This is a genomic window from Serratia sp. CY47280 (assembly GCF_052168655.1).
Taxonomy (GTDB): Bacteria; Pseudomonadota; Gammaproteobacteria; order Enterobacterales; family Enterobacteriaceae; genus Serratia; species Serratia bockelmannii.
Window position 1 is genome coordinate 1 of record NZ_JBJNMG010000002.1, and the last position, 17847, is coordinate 17847.

The 17847-nt window shown below is 57.9% G+C and carries 17 protein-coding genes, 2 tRNA genes and 2 rRNA genes; 13 read left to right on the forward strand and 8 right to left on the reverse strand.

Annotated features, from left to right (window positions below):
- The 4 genes from ACJ8J4_RS09300 to dkgB form a co-directional block, all read left to right on the forward strand.
- Nucleotides 1-100: ribosomal RNA gene (locus ACJ8J4_RS09300) — 23S ribosomal RNA — on the forward strand; the annotation flags it as partial.
- 99 nt (nt 101-199) lie between these two features.
- Nucleotides 200-315, forward strand: a 5S ribosomal RNA gene (rrf, locus tag ACJ8J4_RS09305).
- Between the two features lie 94 nt (nt 316-409).
- A tRNA-Asp gene (locus ACJ8J4_RS09310) sits at nt 410-486 on the forward strand.
- Between the two features lie 212 nt (nt 487-698).
- The gene (dkgB, locus tag ACJ8J4_RS09315) at nt 699-1502 is read left to right on the forward strand and encodes a 2,5-didehydrogluconate reductase DkgB (protein ID WP_043135486.1); all 804 of its coding nucleotides are present in this window, start codon (nt 699-701) and stop codon (nt 1500-1502) included.
- A 47-nt stretch (nt 1503-1549) separates the two neighbouring features.
- Here the strand turns inward: dkgB and yafC are convergent, their stop codons facing one another.
- Complete coding sequence (gene yafC / locus ACJ8J4_RS09320; RefSeq protein WP_025301648.1) at nt 1550-2437, reverse strand: DNA-binding transcriptional regulator YafC; 888 nt, start codon at nt 2435-2437, stop codon at nt 1550-1552.
- 105 nt (nt 2438-2542) lie between these two features.
- On the opposite strand from yafC, the gene ACJ8J4_RS09325 reads away from it, so the two are divergent.
- The gene (locus ACJ8J4_RS09325; protein WP_197836462.1) at nt 2543-3718 is read left to right on the forward strand and encodes an MFS transporter; all 1176 of its coding nucleotides are present in this window, start codon (nt 2543-2545) and stop codon (nt 3716-3718) included.
- Between the two features lie 241 nt (nt 3719-3959).
- A complete protein-coding gene (locus ACJ8J4_RS09330; protein WP_025160092.1) occupies nt 3960-4754 on the forward strand; it encodes an endonuclease/exonuclease/phosphatase family protein in 795 nt (264 codons plus the stop codon).
- A 52-nt stretch (nt 4755-4806) separates the two neighbouring features.
- On the opposite strand, the gene mltD is transcribed toward ACJ8J4_RS09330, so the two are convergent.
- Complete coding sequence (gene mltD / locus ACJ8J4_RS09335; protein WP_060447684.1) at nt 4807-6189, reverse strand: murein transglycosylase D; 1383 nt, start codon at nt 6187-6189, stop codon at nt 4807-4809.
- Nucleotides 6190-6260: 71 nt separating this feature from the next.
- A complete protein-coding gene (gloB, locus tag ACJ8J4_RS09340) occupies nt 6261-7016 on the reverse strand; it encodes a hydroxyacylglutathione hydrolase (protein WP_049295099.1) in 756 nt (251 codons plus the stop codon).
- Between the two features lie 44 nt (nt 7017-7060).
- Here gloB and ACJ8J4_RS09345 point away from each other — a divergent pair, with 44 nt between their 5' ends.
- On the forward strand, nt 7061-7780 hold the full coding sequence (locus ACJ8J4_RS09345; protein ID WP_025301652.1) for a class I SAM-dependent methyltransferase: 720 nt from the start codon (nt 7061-7063) through the stop codon (nt 7778-7780).
- Here ACJ8J4_RS09345 and rnhA read toward each other — a convergent pair.
- Nucleotides 7777-8244 (reverse strand): ribonuclease HI, encoded by a 468-nt coding sequence (gene rnhA / locus ACJ8J4_RS09350; RefSeq protein WP_033649910.1) that lies wholly within the window; start codon nt 8242-8244, stop codon nt 7777-7779. The genes ACJ8J4_RS09345 and rnhA overlap by 4 nt on opposite strands.
- Nucleotides 8245-8316: 72 nt before the next feature.
- Here rnhA and dnaQ point away from each other — a divergent pair, with 72 nt between their 5' ends.
- Both dnaQ and ACJ8J4_RS09360 read left to right on the forward strand, forming a co-directional pair.
- The gene (dnaQ, locus tag ACJ8J4_RS09355; RefSeq protein WP_025301654.1) at nt 8317-9060 is read left to right on the forward strand and encodes a DNA polymerase III subunit epsilon; all 744 of its coding nucleotides are present in this window, start codon (nt 8317-8319) and stop codon (nt 9058-9060) included.
- A gap of 144 nt (nt 9061-9204) precedes the next feature.
- Nucleotides 9205-9281 (forward strand) — tRNA-Asp (locus ACJ8J4_RS09360).
- Nucleotides 9282-9387: 106 nt separating this feature from the next.
- Here the strand turns inward: ACJ8J4_RS09360 and ACJ8J4_RS09365 are convergent.
- Nucleotides 9388-11628 (reverse strand): TonB-dependent siderophore receptor, encoded by a 2241-nt coding sequence (locus ACJ8J4_RS09365; RefSeq protein WP_149570252.1) that lies wholly within the window; start codon nt 11626-11628, stop codon nt 9388-9390.
- Between the two features lie 226 nt (nt 11629-11854).
- Here ACJ8J4_RS09365 and ACJ8J4_RS09370 point away from each other — a divergent pair, with 226 nt between their 5' ends.
- Nucleotides 11855-12733, forward strand: coding sequence for a siderophore-interacting protein (locus ACJ8J4_RS09370; protein WP_043135506.1), 879 nt, complete (start codon nt 11855-11857; stop codon nt 12731-12733).
- An 88-nt stretch (nt 12734-12821) separates the two neighbouring features.
- Here ACJ8J4_RS09370 and ACJ8J4_RS09375 read toward each other — a convergent pair whose 3' ends face one another.
- Together ACJ8J4_RS09375 and ACJ8J4_RS09380 are read right to left on the reverse strand one after the other, a co-directional pair.
- Nucleotides 12822-13595, reverse strand: a complete 774-nt coding sequence (locus ACJ8J4_RS09375; RefSeq protein WP_043135508.1) for an amidohydrolase — start codon at nt 13593-13595, stop codon at nt 12822-12824.
- A complete protein-coding gene (locus tag ACJ8J4_RS09380) occupies nt 13583-14743 on the reverse strand; it encodes a pyridoxal phosphate-dependent aminotransferase (RefSeq protein WP_043135510.1) in 1161 nt (386 codons plus the stop codon). Before ACJ8J4_RS09380 ends, ACJ8J4_RS09375 begins: the two co-directional genes overlap by 13 nt.
- A 164-nt stretch (nt 14744-14907) precedes the next feature.
- Between ACJ8J4_RS09380 and ACJ8J4_RS09385 the strand changes: the two genes are divergently transcribed.
- The 3 genes from ACJ8J4_RS09385 to ACJ8J4_RS09395 are packed head-to-tail and all read left to right on the forward strand — an operon-like array spanning nt 14908 to nt 16747.
- Nucleotides 14908-15522, forward strand: a complete 615-nt coding sequence (locus tag ACJ8J4_RS09385) for a methylthioribulose 1-phosphate dehydratase (protein ID WP_025301659.1) — start codon at nt 14908-14910, stop codon at nt 15520-15522.
- On the forward strand, nt 15519-16208 hold the full coding sequence (mtnC, locus tag ACJ8J4_RS09390; RefSeq protein WP_151429406.1) for an acireductone synthase: 690 nt from the start codon (nt 15519-15521) through the stop codon (nt 16206-16208). The genes ACJ8J4_RS09385 and mtnC overlap by 4 nt, the downstream gene beginning before the upstream one ends.
- On the forward strand, nt 16205-16747 hold the full coding sequence (locus tag ACJ8J4_RS09395) for a 1,2-dihydroxy-3-keto-5-methylthiopentene dioxygenase (protein WP_043135518.1): 543 nt from the start codon (nt 16205-16207) through the stop codon (nt 16745-16747). The genes mtnC and ACJ8J4_RS09395 overlap by 4 nt, the downstream gene beginning before the upstream one ends.
- Nucleotides 16748-16764: 17 nt before the next feature.
- Here ACJ8J4_RS09395 and mtnA read toward each other — a convergent pair whose 3' ends face one another.
- Nucleotides 16765-17793: an S-methyl-5-thioribose-1-phosphate isomerase gene (gene mtnA, locus ACJ8J4_RS09400; protein ID WP_442516066.1), complete on the reverse strand. Its 1029-nt coding sequence runs from the start codon at nt 17791-17793 to the stop codon at nt 16765-16767.
- Nucleotides 17794-17847 lie beyond the last annotated feature (54 nt).

A 17847-nucleotide genomic window follows, 5' to 3' on the forward strand; every position in this document is an offset into this window, starting at 1 on the left:
CCTGAAGGAACGTTTAAGACTAAGACGTTGATAGGCTGGGTGTGTAAGTGCAGCGATGCATTGAGCTAACCAGTACTAATGATCCGTGAGGCTTAACCTTACAACACCGAAGGTGTTTTTAGAGAGATTTTCAGCGAAGTTCCGAGATTGGTTCTGATGGCTTCACGGGAGTGAGGCGGTTGGAATGAAACAGAATTTGCCTGGCGGCAATAGCGCGGTGGTCCCACCTGACCCCATGCCGAACTCAGAAGTGAAACGCCGTAGCGCCGATGGTAGTGTGGGGTCTCCCCATGCGAGAGTAGGACACTGCCAGGCATCAAATAAACGTTATCAGTGTGACAACTGGTAATGCGCAAATCGCAAAGCGCGAATTTGCCGGCATCGAGAGATGCAACGTAAAAGAATCGGTGGAGCGGTAGTTCAGTTGGTTAGAATACCTGCCTGTCACGCAGGGGGTCGCGGGTTCGAGCCCCGTCCGTTCCGCCACTTAATTGATAAGCCCTGAGTCTCTGACTCAGGGCTTTTTCATATCTATATTTTGCGATTTTCAGGCCGGAATTGTCCTTCCTTACCGCCTTACTCCCCATATTGTTGCCTTTAGATCAAAAGTCTTATGCCGAACCAGGCGTTTTTGATCAATAAAAAAGTTGCCATAATCTTCCTCATACCACATCTACCCATTAATGAGAGAAAACATTATGAGCATCCCTGCATTTGGTTTAGGTACTTTCCGCCTTCAGGATCAGGTTGTTATCGATTCTGTCAGCACCGCACTCGAGCTGGGCTATCGCACTATTGATACTGCACAGATCTATGAAAACGAAGCGGCTGTTGGCCAGGCTATCGCTGCCAGCGGCGTGAAACGTGAAGACCTGTTCATCACCACCAAGATTTGGATCGCGAACCTGGCGAAAGGCGCGCTGATCCCAAGCCTGCAAGAAAGCCTGAAAAAACTGCAAACGTCCTACGTTGATCTGACGCTGATCCACTGGCCGTCACCCAACGACGAAGTGCCGGTTGCCGAATTTATGGCTGAGCTGCTGGAAGCGAAAAAGCTGGGGCTGACCCGCCAAATCGGCGTATCTAACTTCACCATCGACTTGATGCAGCAAGCGATTGACGCGATTGGCGCCGATGAAATCGCCACCAACCAAATCGAGCTGTCACCGTTCTTGCAGAACCGCAAGGTGGTAGAATTTGCGCAGCAGCACGACATCGCCATCACCTCTTACATGACGTTGGCCTACGGCAAAGCGCTGCAGGACGAAACGATCAAAAGCATTGCTGCTCGTCACAATGCGACCCCAGCACAGGTTGTCCTGGCTTGGGCATTGAAGCTGGGTTATGCGGTTATTCCTTCTTCGACCAAGCGTGAAAACCTGGCGAGCAACCTGTTGGCGCAGCAACTGACGCTGACCGACGAAGATATGGCGCAGATTGCCGCACTGGAGTGCAACGGCCGTCTGGTTAGCCCAGAAGGTCTGGCGCCAAACTGGGATTAATCATTCCTCGCAGTAGTCAGCATAAGGCGTCCATCGGGGCGCCTTTTTTATCGTTTCAGGTATTCACTCACAAAATCAATAAAACTGCGGAGACGGTTGCTGACGGCGCTGTCGCTGTAATAAACCGCGTTGATCGGCATGGCGACCGGCAGTGTCGCTTCCACCAGAATCGGGACCAAATCTCCACGTTTGATATCTTCGTCGCTCATAAAGTCCGACAGGCAGGCGATACCGTTGCCATGCAGACAGAGATGGCGCTGGGTTTCTCCGCTATTGGTCGTCAAGCCTGGGGTGATTTCCAACTGGCTGCCATCTGAGCAAGCCAGTGGCCAGCGGTTCAAGCTGGGAAGGTCGTTGAAGCCGATGCAGCAGTGATGTTCAAGATCTTCTACCGTTAGCGGCGTGCCGTGTTGAGCCAGATAGGCGGGAGAGGCGAGCACATGCCGGTAGCTGGTCATCAGTTTGCGCGCTTTCAGTGTGGAATCGGTCAGTTCGCCTACGCGGATTGCGATATCCACTTTTCGCTCGATCAAGTTGATAAAGTTTTCCGAAGACACCAACGATAACGACATTTCAGGATAACGTTCGCGGAACTCCGCCACTAAAGGCGTCAGCATGTGCAGCACCACCGGCGTTGCCGCGTCGACGCGCAGCAGACCTTGCGGACGCTGGCGGCTTTCCATCAGCGCATTTTCCGCCGCGGCCATGTCGTTCAGTACCTTCTGCACCTGGCGAAAGTAATTCTCTCCTTCCTGAGTCAGGCTGATTTGGCGCGTGGTGCGGTTGAGCAACGTCACGCCCAGTTTGCTTTCCAGTTTTTTTACCGTTCGGCTGACTACGGAGTTCGCTTGTTCCAGGCGTTCGGCCGCCCGGCTGAAACTGCCACTTTCCACTACGGTGACAAAGGTGATCAGCTCGTCTGAGTTTGCTTTCATTTTTGCTCCGATAGCAAAGTTAATTTGAAATTTTGAGCATTTTTATCATTTAAGCATAGGCAGATAATAGCCGTCATCAACTTGAATGCTATTTCGGAGTAAAAAATGCCACTCGCATTACTTGCCTTAACCATCAGCGCTTTTGCTATCGGCACGACCGAGTTCGTGATTGTTGGGTTGATCCCGACTATCGCGGAGCAGATTGGGGTGACCGTACCGTCCGCTGGATTGCTGGTGACTATCTATGCCCTCGGCGTGGCCATTGGCGCGCCGGTGCTGACGGCCCTGACCAGCCGTATACCGCGCAAGCTGCTGCTGGTTGGCCTGATGGTGCTGTTCACTCTCGGTAACCTGCTGGCCTGGCAATCACCCAGCTATGAATCGCTGGTGATTGCCCGGTTGTTGACCGGCCTGGCGCACGGCGTGTTCTTCTCTATCGGCTCCACTATCGCGACGAGCCTGGTGGCGAAAGAGAAGGCGGCTTCCGCCATCGCCATCATGTTTGGCGGCCTGACGGTGGCGCTGGTGACCGGCGTACCGTTAGGGACGTTCATCGGCCAGCAGTTTGGCTGGCGTGAAACCTTCCTGGCCGTTTCTCTGATTGGCGCGGTCGCTACGGTGGCCAGCATTATTCTGGTGCCGAACAATATCAAGAACCAGGGCAGCGCCGGCGTGCGGGAACAGATGAAAGTACTGACCCATCCTCGTCTGCTGCTGATTTACGCAATTACCGCATTGGGATACGGCGGGGTCTTCACGACCTTTACCTTCCTTGCGCCAATGATGCAGGAACTGGCGGGCTTCTCTGCTCCGACCGTGAGCTGGATACTGTTGGCTTATGGTGTCGCGGTGGCGGTGGGTAACATCTGGGGGGGCAAGCTGGCCGATCGCCATGGGGCGGTGCGTGCGTTGAGCTTTATCTTTGCCGCGCTGGCTGTTTTGTTACTGGTGTTTCAGTTTACCGCCAGCCACAGTATTGCCGCTTTGCTGACGGTGATTGCGATGGGTGTGTTCGCTTTCGGCAACGTGCCGGGGCTGCAGGTCTATGTGGTGCAGAAAGCCGCGCAATACACGCCAAATGCGGTGGATGTGGCGTCCGGTCTCAATATCGCGGCGTTCAACATCGGTATTGCGCTCGGTTCGGTGATTGGCGGTCAGACCGTCGCCTCACTGGGGCTGGCGCAGACCCCCTGGATTGGCGCGCTGATCGTGGTAGTTGCACTGTTGCTGGTTAACCTCAGCGGCCGCCTGGATAAAAAGTCTCAGCTGCAAACAGCTTGATACACAAAATCATTGTTGTCTGGCCCGCATTTTGCGGGCCTTTTCGCATTTTTCACCTATTACTCCCTGTCTTTACACAGCTATACCGTCAGAAGATTGAAATCGCTGCAGGTGGCCCCTATAACTGAAAAGGTGATGCCCGCAAAAGCCATGCCCTCTATGCGGGGTAGGCGTATAATCAATTCATCGTTGGCGAGTCTTCATCGCCAGTTTTCATGTTAATGGGTAATAGGCGAATCGCGTGCCGAAACGAACTTATGCAATGAGGTATGTTGCAGGTCAGCCAGTTGAGCGAATCTTTCCTGGCGCCGTTAACCAGCCGTTGCCGCCAGGGGCGGCGCTGCCGACGACCGGCGCTCTGCGCGTTATGGTATGGAATATTTTCAAACAGCAGCGAGCCGACTGGCTTTCGGTGCTGAAAAACCATGGCAAAGACGCGCAGCTGGTGTTGTTGCAAGAGGCGCAAACCACGCCGGAACTGGTGAGCTACGCTACCGCCAACTATCTGGCGGCCGATCAGGTTCCGGCCTTTGTGCTGCCGCAGCATCCTTCCGGCGTGATGACGCTGGCGGCCGCTCATCCGGTTTACTGCTGCCCGCTGCGCGAGCGAGAGCCGCTGCTGCGGCTTTCTAAGTCGGCCCTGATCACTGTTTATCCGCTGTACAACGGGGAACTGTTGATGGTGGTGAACATCCATGCGGTGAACTTTAGCCTGGGCGTCGACGTCTACAGCAAGCAGTTGGGGCCGATAGGCGAACAGATCGCCAGTCACCGGGGGCCGGTGATTATGGCGGGGGATTTCAACGCCTGGAGCCGCAAGCGCATCAATGCGCTGTATGACTTCGCCGGCGAAATGGCGCTGCGCGAAGTGAGCTTCACCGATGATCACCGCCGCAAGGCTTTTGGCCGTCCGTTGGACTTCGTGTTTTACCGCAATCTTGGGGTCGTAGAGGCGTCGGTGCTGGTGACCAGCGCGTCGGATCACAATCCGTTGTTGGTGGAGTTTCATCCGGAGAAAGACTCGCCGGTATGGTGAATCGCAGGTAATAAAAAAGCACCCCGAAGGGTGCTTTTTTTGTGCCGAACATTTAAGTATCCGGCGTCATCTTGTTGCCGACAAACAGGGTCAGCTTCAGACCTGGCTGTAGGTTGCCTTTGGCGAGCGTTGAATTCCAACGCATCACGTCGTTAATATCGACGCCGTGACGACGTGCGATACTGGCGAGCGAATCACCTTTACGAACCTGGTAGGTGATACTGCTGTTACTGCCAGTATTGCTGGCCACTTGCAGGGTTTGCCCAACTTTTATGGCGCTCTTGGCGCGTAAGTTGTTCCAACTCTGCAAATCGCTGGTCTTAACGTTCAGCCGCTTGGCAATGCCCGATAAGGTGTCGCCGGAGCGCACTTTATACGAACTGCCACCGGACAAACCGCTGTTCTTCGCCAACTGCGTCGTTGGTTGAGTCACGGCGATCTGGCCATCGGCCAGCGAGTCTTTCAGCTGATCGGCATGCCCTTTGGGAACCATGATGTAATGGGGCCCGTTGGGTGCCGTAACGCCTTTTTTGTAGCCTGGGTTATACGCTTTCATCTTGGTGACTGAAAGCCCTGCCATCTCAGCCGCCTGAGTTAGCTGGATCTGCTGCCCGACATCGATACGAGCCAGCGCACGGGTTTCATCCGTTTTCGGGAGTTTCACGCCGTATTTCTTGCTGTTCTTGATGATGTCGCTCAGTGCCAGCATTTTCGGGACATAGATTGACGTTTCACGCGGAAGCGACAATGCCCAGAAATTGGTTGGCTTACCCTGGCGTTTGTTTGCCTTCACCGCTTGCATCACGCGGCCTTCACCACTGTTATAGGCGGCTACGGTCAGTAACCAGTCGCCGTTAAACATGCGGTTCAAGCGCTGCATCATGTTAAGCGCAGCGGTTGTCGAGGCGACGACATCGCGTCGACCGTCATACCACTGATTGTTTTTCAAACCATAATTGCGACCCGTTTGCGGCACGATTTGCCATAGCCCTGCGGCGTTGGCACTTGACGTGGCGTGTGGGTCAAAAGCGCTCTCCACTATGGGTAGCAGTACCAGTTCCATCGGCATATTACGTTTCTTAATCTGCCCGACTATCCAGTACATGTACGGCTCTGCCCGTAATGTTACATCGTGGAGATAGCTCTTACTTTTTAAGTACTTTCTTTTCTGATCACGGATCCGGGAATTTTCCGGAACCTCCATCTTCAGCTCGTCGCTAATGAAGTTCCACAGGTCCTGTTGCGCGGCGGGACTGTTGTTATCCAACCACCGCGCCGAGCTCGCTCGGCCATTTGCTGTGTACTCTCCTGCTTCACCATCTTGACCAGCCGAAGACAAACTCTGTGCATGCTGTTCTGGCGCCGGTGCGTCCTGCCTGGACGACTGGCAACCCACTAGCAAGACTGAGGCGAGAAATATCGCTTTAGCCTTCATGTGTGTGTCAATGTAGTTGCTTAAAAGACGAGCAATAATACTTTGCTTCGCCAAATAACACAACTAAAAGCTTAGAAGTTATCTTTCCGCAGGCGTAATTCGGAAAAAACTGAATGAAGGCTTTCCGGTGGTGAATTAAAGCCTAATTTCTTTTGTAAATCAGCGTCATGGCAACGTAAAAACAGGTTAATTTTGCGCTCTAATTGCAACGTGGTCGGCACACTGGCTTGGCCTTTTGCCCTTAACGCTTCAACATGTTGTTGATATGTTTCAATCTCTCGATCTTCCGGCAAAATAGCCCGCGCAAACTTAAGATTAGAAAGAGTATATTCATGCGCGCAGCAAATTAAGGTGTTATCGGGAAGTTGCGCGAGTTGTTGAAATGAGTCGTACATTTGTTTGGCGGTGCCTTCAAACAGCCTGCCGCAGCCGGCGGAGAAAATGGTGTCGCCGCAGAACAGATAAGGGGCACTATAGAATGCCACATGGCCCAACGTATGGCCGGGAACGGCGATAGTCCTGTATTGGCGGCCATCGATGTCAAAGGTGTCGCCGTCGCGGACGATGTGGTTGGCGCCTTTGTCCGCGGTTTCTTGCGGCCCATAGACGGCCAGCCCGGGATACTTCGCTACGATTTGCGCCACGCCGCCGACGTGATCGTGATGATGGTGGGTCAGCAGGATCGCCGCCGGCGCCAGCTGCAGGCGCTGCAACGCTTCGAGTACCGGCTGCGCTTCACCCGGATCGACGATAATGCAGCGCCCCTGTCGGTCATCCAATAACCAAATGTAATTGTCCTGGAAGGCGGGAATGCTGATAAGATTCATGGTGTACCTCTCGTTGGCAACGGCTTGAAAGAAGATAATAAATCATGAAACCAGCCCATACTCTACAAAAGCTCACCGGCCCGCAGTCCTGGGCTGAGCTGCCGTGGGGGGAGTACTATCGTGAAGCGCTCGAGCGGCAGTTGCAACCCTGGTGGCCCAAGCTGTTCGGTTTCCATCTGCTGAAGATGGGCATGCTCAGCGCCGAGCTGGCCACGGACAAATGTGCGATTTCCCATCAGGTCAACGTAGGGCTGGAGGGGGACGGGCTGCAGGTGATCGCCGATGCCTATCAACTGCCGTTCGCCGCCAAGTCGGTGGATGCCTGCCTGTTGGCGCATACGCTGTCCTATGCGGACGATCCGCACCGCATGCTGCGTGAGGTGGACAGGATATTGATCGACGACGGCTGGTTGGTTATCAGCAGCTTCAATCCGTTCAGCCTGCTGGGATTGGGCAAGCTGGTGCCCGGGTTGCGTCATCGCCAGCCCTATGTCAGCCGCATGTTTACCCAGATGCGGCTGTTGGATTGGCTCAGCCTGCTGAATTATGAGGTGCTGCATCAGTCGCGTTTTCACGTGCTGCCGTGGCACCGCAAGGGCGGCAAGTTTTTATGTACCCATTTGCCAGCGCTGGGCTGCATGAGCGTGATTGTGGCGCGCAAACGCACCTTGCCGCTAACGCCTACGCCGATGAAACTGGGGGCGAGAAAGCCGTCTCTTAGCCGCGCGGTGGGCGCGACCAAGAGCTATCGCAAGCTGCCTTAGGCTTCCGGTTGGTAACCGACGTCTTCTTGCGTCGGCTTACCGGCCGCTTCGCGCGCCAGCACGTCACAACGTTCGTTCTCCGGGTGGCCGGCGTGGCCTTTGACCCATTCCCATTTCACCTCGTGGCGCTGAATGGCCAGATCCAACCGCTGCCACAGATCGACATTCTTGACCGGCTTTTTGTCGGCGGTTTTCCAGCCGCGCTTCTTCCAGTTATGGATCCAACTGGTGATGCCCTGGCGCACATACTGGCTGTCGGTGCTGAGCGTCACGGCGCAGGGCACGGTCAGCGCTTCCAGCGCCACGATCGCCGCCATCATTTCCATGCGGTTATTGGTGGTCAGACGAAAACCCTCGCTGAAGGTTTTTTCCGTTTGCTTATAGCGTAATATCGCGCCGTAGCCACCGGGGCCGGGGTTGCCAAGGCAGGAGCCGTCGGTGAAAATTTCTACCTGTTTGAGCATCTCTGGTAGACTCTTCCTATCAGTTTTATAAAAGCCAAGTCTGACATAAACGAGCGCTGTGAGCACTGCAATATGATCTCTACAACCACCAGACAGATTGTCCTCGATACCGAAACCACCGGTATGAACAAGCTTGGGGTGCACTACGAAGGGCACCGTATCATTGAAATCGGTGCGGTGGAGGTGATTAACCGCCGCCTGACCGGGCGCAACTTCCACGTTTACATCAAGCCGGATCGGCTGGTGGATCCGGAAGCGTACGGCGTACACGGCATCAGCGATGACTTCCTGGCCGACAAGCCGACCTTCGATCAGGTTGCCGACGAATTCCTCGACTTTATCCGCGGCGGCGAGCTGGTGATCCATAACGCGGCGTTCGATATCGGCTTTATGGATCACGAATTCCGCATGTTGCAGCAGGGCATCCCGAAGACCGAGACCTTCTGCACCATCACCGACAGCCTGCTGATGGCGCGCCGCCTGTTCCCGGGCAAGCGCAACAACCTCGATGCCTTGTGCAGCCGTTATGAGATAGACAACAGCAAGCGTACGCTGCACGGCGCATTGCTCGATGCCGAGATCCTGGCGGAAGTCTATCTGGCGATGACCGGCGGTCAGACCTCGATAGCGTTCCAAATGGAAGGCGATACCCAGCAAAACGACGCCACGCAAGAAATTCAGCGCATCGTCCGCCCGGCGACGGCGATGAAAGTGGTCTACGCCAGCGACGAAGAAGTGAAGGCGCACGAGGCGCGTCTGGATCTGGTGGCGAAAAAGGGCGGCAGCTGCCTGTGGCGCGGTGCGCCGGCCGAGTAACGGCATTTTTGCACGAAAAAAACGCACCGGATGAACCTTCGTTGAAAAACTGTGCAAACGGTTCATTTGGTGAGAAAAAGGCGTTGACGGAACCGAGAGGCGTCCGTAATATGCGCCTCGTTCCCCCGCAAGAGGGAATGGCGCGGAGCGGTAGTTCAGTTGGTTAGAATACCTGCCTGTCACGCAGGGGGTCGCGGGTTCGAGCCCCGTCCGTTCCGCCACTATTCAGAAGCCCTGAGTTAGCGATAACTCAGGGCTTCGTCGTTTCTGCTCTCGGCAAAACGGTACGGCCCAATGAACGGGGCCGGCAGACCGGCCCCTTATTCCTCAGAACAACACCGAGTAGTTCAAACCGAAGGTGCGTCCGCGGCCCTTATAGCTGTACAGCTCAGGCGAGCCGTAGGTCGGGCTGTACAGGATCGGCGCGCGTTGGCCCCAAACGGTGGTGTATTCCTTGTCCAGCAGGTTTTCCACGCTGAAGCTGATTTTCCCTACCGGCAGGGTATAGCTGCCGAGAAAATCGAGGGTGTTGTAGCCATCGATTTTGCGGCCTTGGGTGGAGTTGGCCTTGGTGTAATCGCCGTCGTCCGACACATCGAAGGTTTGCTGCGACTGCAAGCGCAGATTCCAGTCGCCCGGCGCCCAGCCGACATAAGCGGTGACTTTCGATGGGCTGGCGGTATCGACCACCAGCTTCTTCCATTCGCCGTTGACCTTGGTTTCGGAACGGATAACGTTGAAGTTGGTGCCGGCGCTCCAGTCGCTGTCTTCAAAGAAGTAGTCCACCGCGCCTTCCACCCCATAGATACGGCGCTTATCCGCATTGACGTTAATGGTCATGTCGATTTTGTTGATAGCGATGCTCTTGTCGGACAGCGAGTAGTAGGCGGCGATTTGCGTGCGCAGGTTATCGCCGGTATAGCGCCAGCCCAGTTCGTAGGCATTGACCTTGATGCCCTCCAGCTTGGAATCGCCGACGTTGACGCTCTTCAACAACTGGTAATGGCCGCCGTTCAACGCGTAGGTGCCGTTACCGTAATATTTGCCCGGATCCGGGATCTCGAAGCCCTGAGAGAAGTTGAACCAGGTTTGCTGGCGCTCGGTCAGATGTGCCAACAGGCCGGCGTTGAACAGCGCGTTGTTGTAGTCGGTTTTCCCGCCCGGTATAGCGTCGGCGGATGTCGCGGCGCCGGTGGCGATCGCCTGCTGCTGGTTATAACCGACGAAGTCGTCGATCTTGTTTTCGGTGTACTGGTAACGCACGCCGCCGCTCAGGGTGAAAATGGGATTAATGTCGTAACTGGCCTGCAGGAACGACGCCAGGTTGCTGGTGGTATAGCTCGGGTAGCGGCCGGTGCTGTAAGCGTTCTCCAGCATCATGCCGCCGGACTGCTGAGCCTTCGCCAGGTTAAAGAACTGCTGATTGGCGTTGAAGCTTTCATGCTCGGCGTCAATGCCGTAAGTCAGCGTCAGTGCGTCGACAGGTTTGCTGTTTAACGTCAGCTTGCCGCCGTAGAAATCGGTTTTTTGCTGTGAAGCACCAATGCTGTTGACGTAATAGTTCGGCGCTTTGCCCGCCAGCGTCGGGAACGGGTAGAAGGTCAACGTTTCGTCGCGGTAGTAGACCTGCGCCACCAAATCCTGGCCGAGGAAATCAGTGTTGGAATACTGCAGGTTGATCAGGTGGCGTTCGGTACCGGGGATGCGGTCGGAATTTAAGTTACCGCTGTTATATGCCTTGGCGTTGCCCGTCACCGCCGCAAAGTTCTCTCCCAGGAACAGGCCGTGATCGCCGTCGGATTGGCTTTTGTAGTATTGGGTGGTCAGTTGCAGCTGTTGATGATCGTCGATGTTGAGGGTGCCGGTGCCCATGACGTCGAGGCGATCGGAATACTGCAGGCCGGTTTGGGTATTGTCGATCAGTACCTCATTGCCTTTGCCGTCATACCAGCCGCCATAGCGCTGGTAAGAAACGGACAGGCGTCCAGAGGCGTTGTCGTTGCCGCCGCTGACCGCCGCCGCCACGTTCTCGTCGTGATCGTTATGGCCGCCAAAGCCGGTTTTACCGCCGACCTGCAACTCGACCTGCTGTTCCTGTTGCCCTTTTTTGGTGACGATATTGATCAGGCCGCCGGTGCTGCCACCGCCGTACAGCGAGGTCGCGCCGGAAATCACCTCAATATGGTCGATATTGAACGGGTCGATCGAATCCAACTGGCGGCTGTCGCTGCGCGACGAGTTCAGGCGCACGCCGTCAATCATCACCATCATCGAGCGGCCGCGCATATTCATGCCATAGTTGGTACGGCCCTGGCCGCTGACGTCCATGCCGGGGATCAGCTGCGCCAACATGTCCTTGATCTCTTTACCGCCCTGAACCTGCTGTTCGATCTCCTGGCTTTCAATGATCCAGGTAGTCTGTGCCATTTCCGCCGTGCTGCGGTGCGAACGGCTGGCGGAGACCACCATCTGCTCTTCGGTGCCGGCTTTCTGATCCTCAGCCCAAGCCGCCGGCGCAAGCATTGCCAGCAGACAAGGATTCAATACCCAAAGGTGTTTGCGTTTCATCGTTATTTCCTGGTGATATTGTTATTGTATTTTTTGAGAATGATTCTTTTATCAATAACGTTTCTTGTTATCAATAAAATCATGATATGATTTTTTTCGATACATTAACGTAATCAATTAGTTTTATTAACATTTTACCCGCTGCGCGATCGAGCACCCCACGCCGTCAACACGGCAGCCGATCGGCTATACGCGCAAGCGACAGCGTTGCCGGAGAATCGAGAACATGTCCGCCAGCTACAGAATTTTTGATATCACCTTGAAAAGCAAAACGCTGATTTCATCTTCGCTGGTGCGCTGCGTGTTTGAAGGTGCGGATATTCATCGGATGAAGCTCGAAGCGCCGGACCAGCGCATCAAACTGTTGTTCCCGGCGGCGGACGGCAAGATCCCGCAGTTGGTCAACAGCTCTGACTGGTACGGCGATTACATGGCGATCCCCAAAGAACAGCGTCCGGTGATGCGCACCTATACGTTGCGTGCGCTGCGCCGCGAGCAGAATCAGATGGACGTCGAGTTCGTGTTGCATGGCGTGAACGGCCCGGCTTCCGCCTGGGCGACCCATGCCGAACCCGGAGACACGATTCAAACGGTCGCCCCCAACGGTGACTTCGACGGCGACAGCGGCGGTTACGAATGGGCGCCGCCGGCGCAGTTGCAACAGGCGTTGCTGATCGCCGATGAGACGGCGGTGCCGGCGGCGATGGCGATTCTGGAACAGCTGGCGCAGCAGGCCAATCCGCCGCGGGTGCAGGCGTTTTTTGAGGTGCCGGTGGCGGGGGATTGCCTGGATTTGGCGCATTTCCCGTTCGCCGAGGTCTACTGGCTGCCGCGTGACGTCGGCCGCCAGCTGGCACACGGTACGCTGCTGGTGGAAGCGGTGCGCCAGCGGGTGGATATCCCCGCATCGGCGTGCGCACAGGCGCAGTCACTGGCGGAAAGCAGCCTGAGCGATGAGGTGCTGTGGGAGCGGGCGGCCGGCAGCAACGCTTTTTATGCCTGGGTGGCGGCCGAATCTTCTGCGGTGAAAACGCTGCGGCGTTACCTGATTGGCGAACGCGATCTGGATCGCTCCACCGTCAACTTCATGGCCTATTGGTGCTGAACGAGCCGTCCTTTTCCGGCATCGGCGCGGAGTCTTTATCTCTCTGCCGAAGATCGACGCGCTAATCGCCGGCTGGGAGCGTGTTTAATCAGTCGAGACGCAGAAAGCTGTCGGCATCGCGCCAGGCCGGGAAGGCGCTGCGGTAGCTCTGCAGGGTTTCCAGCGACAGCTCGGCGTCCAGGCGCGTGGCCGCGCCGGGTTCCGCATCCGCCAGGATCTCGCCCTGAGGGCTGATGATTAAGCTGTCTCCGCTGTAGCTCAGTCCGTTAGGATCTTCGCCCACCCGGTTGCAGCCCGCCACATACACCTGATTCTCAATCGCCCGCGCCGTCAGCAGCGTTTGCCAATGGTGGCTGCGCGGCGCCGGCCAGTTGGCGACGTACAGCGCCAGATCGTAATCCTGCTGATAGCGCGCCCAGACCGGGAAACGCAGGTCGTAGCAGATCTGCGGCAGGATGCGCCAGCCGCGCCACTCGAAGATTTCACGCCGGTTGCCGGCCTGGTAATGCAGGTGTTCGCCGGCCATGCGGAACAGGTGGCGTTTATCATAGGCATGCACCTGGCCGCCCGGCTCTACCAGCAGGAAGCGGTTGACCGCGCCTTCGGGCGTTTTCAGCGCCACGCTGCCGCCGATTAACGCGTGGCTTTTCACCGCCCAACTGCGCAGCCAGTCGATCACCTGCTGTTCGGGCAGGGCGCTCTCGCCGGCATCCATGGCAAAACCGGTGGTGAACATTTCCGGCAAAACGATGAGATCGCGCCCGGCGATCGGCGCCAGCAACGCGTCGAAGGCGGCCAGGTTAGCGAGGCCGTCGCGCCAGACCAGAGGTTGCTGCAACAGGGTAATTTTTAAAGTCGACATAACCGCTCCGCAGCTGCATCCAGCGTGGCGTCCTGTTTAGCGAAGCACAGCCGGATCAATTTATGGGGGAAAGGATCGGCACAGAAGACCGACAGCGGAATGGCCGCCACGCCCACGTGCTCGGTTAACCAATGGCAGAACGCCACATCGTCCAGATCGGAGATGGCGCTGTAGTCCGCCAGTAAGAAGTATGTACCCGCGCAGGGTAAAATTTCCAGTCGGCTGCGCGCCAGCGCCTGCACAAAGCGATCGCGCTTGGCGCGATAGAACGCCGGCAACTGCCGCCAGTGCTCCGGCTCGGCACGCAGGCTATCCGCTAGCGCCAGCTGCGCCGGGGTGTTGACCGAAAAGGTCAGGTATTGATGCACCTTGCGCACCTCGGCGCTCAGCGCGGCGGGCGCCACGCAGTAACCCACTTTCCAGCCGGTCATGTGGAAGGTTTTACCGAAGGAGGACACCGCGATCGCCCGTTGGCGCAGCTGCGGGTGGGCCAACACGCTGGCGTGGCCGCCTTTGGCGAAGCAGATGTGTTCGTAGACTTCGTCGCTGAGCACGTAGATTTCGCGTTCTGCAATGGCGTGCCACAGCTGCTGCATATCTTCCGCCTGCCAGGCGGTGGCGGACGGGTTGTGCGGCGTGTTGACGATCACCAGGCGGGTGCGCGGCGACAGCGCGGCGGCGAACTGTTGCCAATCCACGGCAAACGCGGGCGGCTGCAGGGCGAGGCGTTTGAGTACGCCGCCGGCCAGCGTCACCGCCGGCGCATAGCTATCGTAGCTGGGATCGAAGCAGACCACCTCATCGCCGGGGCGCACCAGCGCGCTGATGGCGGCGAACAGCGCTTCGGTGGCGCCGGCGGTGACGGTCACTTCAGCAGCGGCGTCCGGCTGCCAGCCATACAGCTCGGCGGTTTTGTCGGCGATGGCTTCGCGCAGCGGCGCCACCCCGGTCATCGGCGCATATTGGTTGGCGCCCTGGGCGACGTGCCAGGCCAAGCGTTCTTTCAGGTAGTCCGGCCCGTCGAAATCAGGGAAGCCCTGAGACAGGTTGATCGCCTGATGCTGCTGCGCCAGCGCGCTCATTTGGGTAAAGATGGTGGTGCCCAGGGCAGGCAGTTTACTTTCGGGAATCAATGCGGAAGTGCTCATAGCAGGTGAATACTCCAGGCGCTTATATTGCCGTCAATATAACACGATGCTAGTATTTGGCAATCAAGACGCTTAGATGGCTAAATGCGAAAAAGTGCTTAGCCCGCCACGCGGCAGGCAAAGTTTCATCTGCCGGCCGCCTTACCGAACGGGAAATGATAATAATGACGGATAATCCGCAATTTACCGCATTGCTGGCGGCCTGCCACTGGATTGGCGACAAAGGCTGGTGCCCGGCGACCGGCGGCAACATGTCGCTGCGCCTCGACGAACGTCAGTGCCTGGTCACCGAGTCCGGCAAAGACAAGGGCAGCCTGAGCGCCGCCGATTTTCTGCGGGTGGATATCGCCGACAATCATGTGCCGAGCGGCCGCACGCCGTCGGCGGAGACCGGGCTGCATACGCTGCTCTACCGCCTGTCTGCGCACATCGGCGCGGTGCTGCATACCCATTCCGTCAACGCTACCGTACTGTCGCGGGTGGAACGCGGCGATGCGCTGGTGCTGCAGGGATACGAAATGCAGAAGTCGCTGGCCGGCCAGCGCAGCCACCTGGACAGTGTGGCGATCCCCATTTTTGATAACGATCAGGATATCCCCCGGTTAGCGGCGCGCGTGGCGGCCTATGCCGAGGCCACGCCGCTGCAATACGGCTTTCTGGTGCGCGGCCACGGTCTCTATTGCTGGGGAAGCCAGGTGGCGGAAGCCCGCCGCCATCTCGAAGGGCTGGAATTCCTATTCCAGTGTGAACTGCAACGCCGCTTACTGGAGGCGAAATGATCCGCGCCATCGTGACCGATATTGAAGGCACCACCAGCGATATTCGCTTTGTGCATCAGGTACTGTTTCCTTATGCCCGCGAACGGCTGGCGGATTTTGTGCGCCGCCATGCCGCTGAGAGCGAAGTCGCCGCGCCGCTGGCGGCGCTGCGCGCTGAAATTGACCAGCCGCAGGCAGATCTCGATGCGCTGATCGCCGCCCTGTACCGCTTTATGGATGAAGATCGCAAATCCACCGCGCTCAAGGCGTTGCAGGGCATCATCTGGCGCAGCGGTTACCGCGAAGGGGATTTTCGCGGGCATCTGTACCCGGAAGTCGCCGGGCAGTTGGCCGCCTGGCAGCGGCAGGGAGTGAAGCTTTACGTCTATTCCTCCGGTTCGGTGGAAGCGCAGAAGCTGCTGTTCGGCCACAGCGACGCGGGCGATCTGCAGCCGCTGTTCAGCGGCTATTTCGACACCCGCGTCGGCGCCAAGCGTGAAACCGCGTCGTACCGCAACATCGCGCAGGCTATCGGCATCGCGCCCGACGAACTGCTGTTCCTGTCCGATATTCACCAGGAGCTGGACGCCGCGCAGGCCGCCGGCTGGCATACCTGCCAGCTGATCCGCGATGAGACGGACGAGCAAAGCCGGCATCCGCAGGTTAACCGTTTTGATCGTATCGATTTAGGGGAGTTCGTCTCATGAGTGGATTGACCATTTTCAGCGATAAAGCGCCGCAGCAGCCGCTGTGGCAGAGCCGCGACGCGCAGGAGATCCAGCGCCAGCTGGCGCAAATCGGCGTGCGCTTTGAGCGCTGGCAGGCGGATCGCGAGCTGGGCGACAACCCGCAGCCGGAGGCAGTGATCGCCGCCTACCAGCATGAGATCGACCGGCTGGTGGCGGAAAAGGGCTACCAGAGTTGGGACGTGATCAGCATGCGGCCGGACCACGAGCAGCGTCAGGCGCTGCGCGAAAAATTCCTGTCCGAACACACGCACGGCGAGGATGAAGTGCGCTTTTTCGTTGAAGGGGCGGGGCTGTTTTGCCTGCATCTGGACGGCAAGATCTTCCAGATCCTGTGCGAAAAGAACGATCTGATCTCGGTGCCGGCCAACACCCGTCACTGGTTCGATATGGGCTCGGCGCCGCACTTTACCGCGATCCGGGTATTTGACAACCCGGAAGGCTGGGTGGCGCATTTCACCGGCGACACGATCGCCGATGCCTATCCGCGTTTGGACTGATCGTCAACCGGCGGGCGTTACCTCAGCGCCCGCTGGAAAATCCCCGCTTCAACCTGTTGCGGCGTGATCACGCCGCTGTCGAACACCCACCCGCTGATAAGCTTCGCCGGCGTGACATCGAACGCCGGATTGTACACCGGTGCCTCGTTCGGCGCCCACTGCCAGGCGCCGAAGCTGCCTGAAACGCCGGTGACTTCGGCCGCCGCGCGTTGCTCGATCGGGATGGCGGCGCCGTCCGGACAGTGCGGATCGTGGGTGGTGTGCGGGGCGGCCACGTAGAACGGGATGCCGTGATAGTACGCCAGCACCGCCAGGCTGTAGGTGCCAATCTTGTTGGCGACGTCGCCGTTGGCGGCGATGCGATCCGCGCCGACCCACACCGCATCGACCTGGCCCTGCGCCATCAGGCTGGCGGCCATCGAATCGCAGATCAGACGATAGGGAATGCCCAGCTCGCCCAGTTCCCAGGCGGTCAGACGACCGCCCTGCAGCAGCGGCCGGGTTTCATCGACCCACACCTGTTGCACTTTGCCCTGCTGGTGGGCGCGCAGCAGCACCCCGATGGCGGTGCCGACGCCGGCGGTGGCCAACCCGCCGGTATTGCAGTGGGTCAGCAGGCGGCTGCCGGGCTTGACCAGCCCAGCGCCGTGATCGGCGATGCGATCGCACAGCCGGCGATCTTCCTCCACCAGCCGCAGCGCTTCGTTCACCATCGCCGGCGCCCAGTCAGGCTCCGCCAGCGCCAGCTTCATGCGATCCAGATTGTTCATCAGGTTAACCGCCGTCGGGCGGGCGGCGCGCAGCGTATGCAGCGCCTGTTCCAGCTCGGCGCGCGGCAGACCGCGTTCCGCCAGCAGCGCCAACAGCAGGCTGGCGGACAGCCCGATCAGCGGCGCGCCGCGCACCCGCAGGCTGTGAATGTGCCCGACCAACTCTTCCACGCTGTCGCAGGCCCGCCACCGCTTTTCCTGCGGCAGAGCTTGCTGATCGAGGATCCAAAGGCGGTTATCTCGCAGGGTCAAACTGGTGGTGTTAAGCGCTTGCATCGGCGGTTAATTCCTTGTTGCGTGGTTATTGCATCTGAAACGCTATTCTGCCAA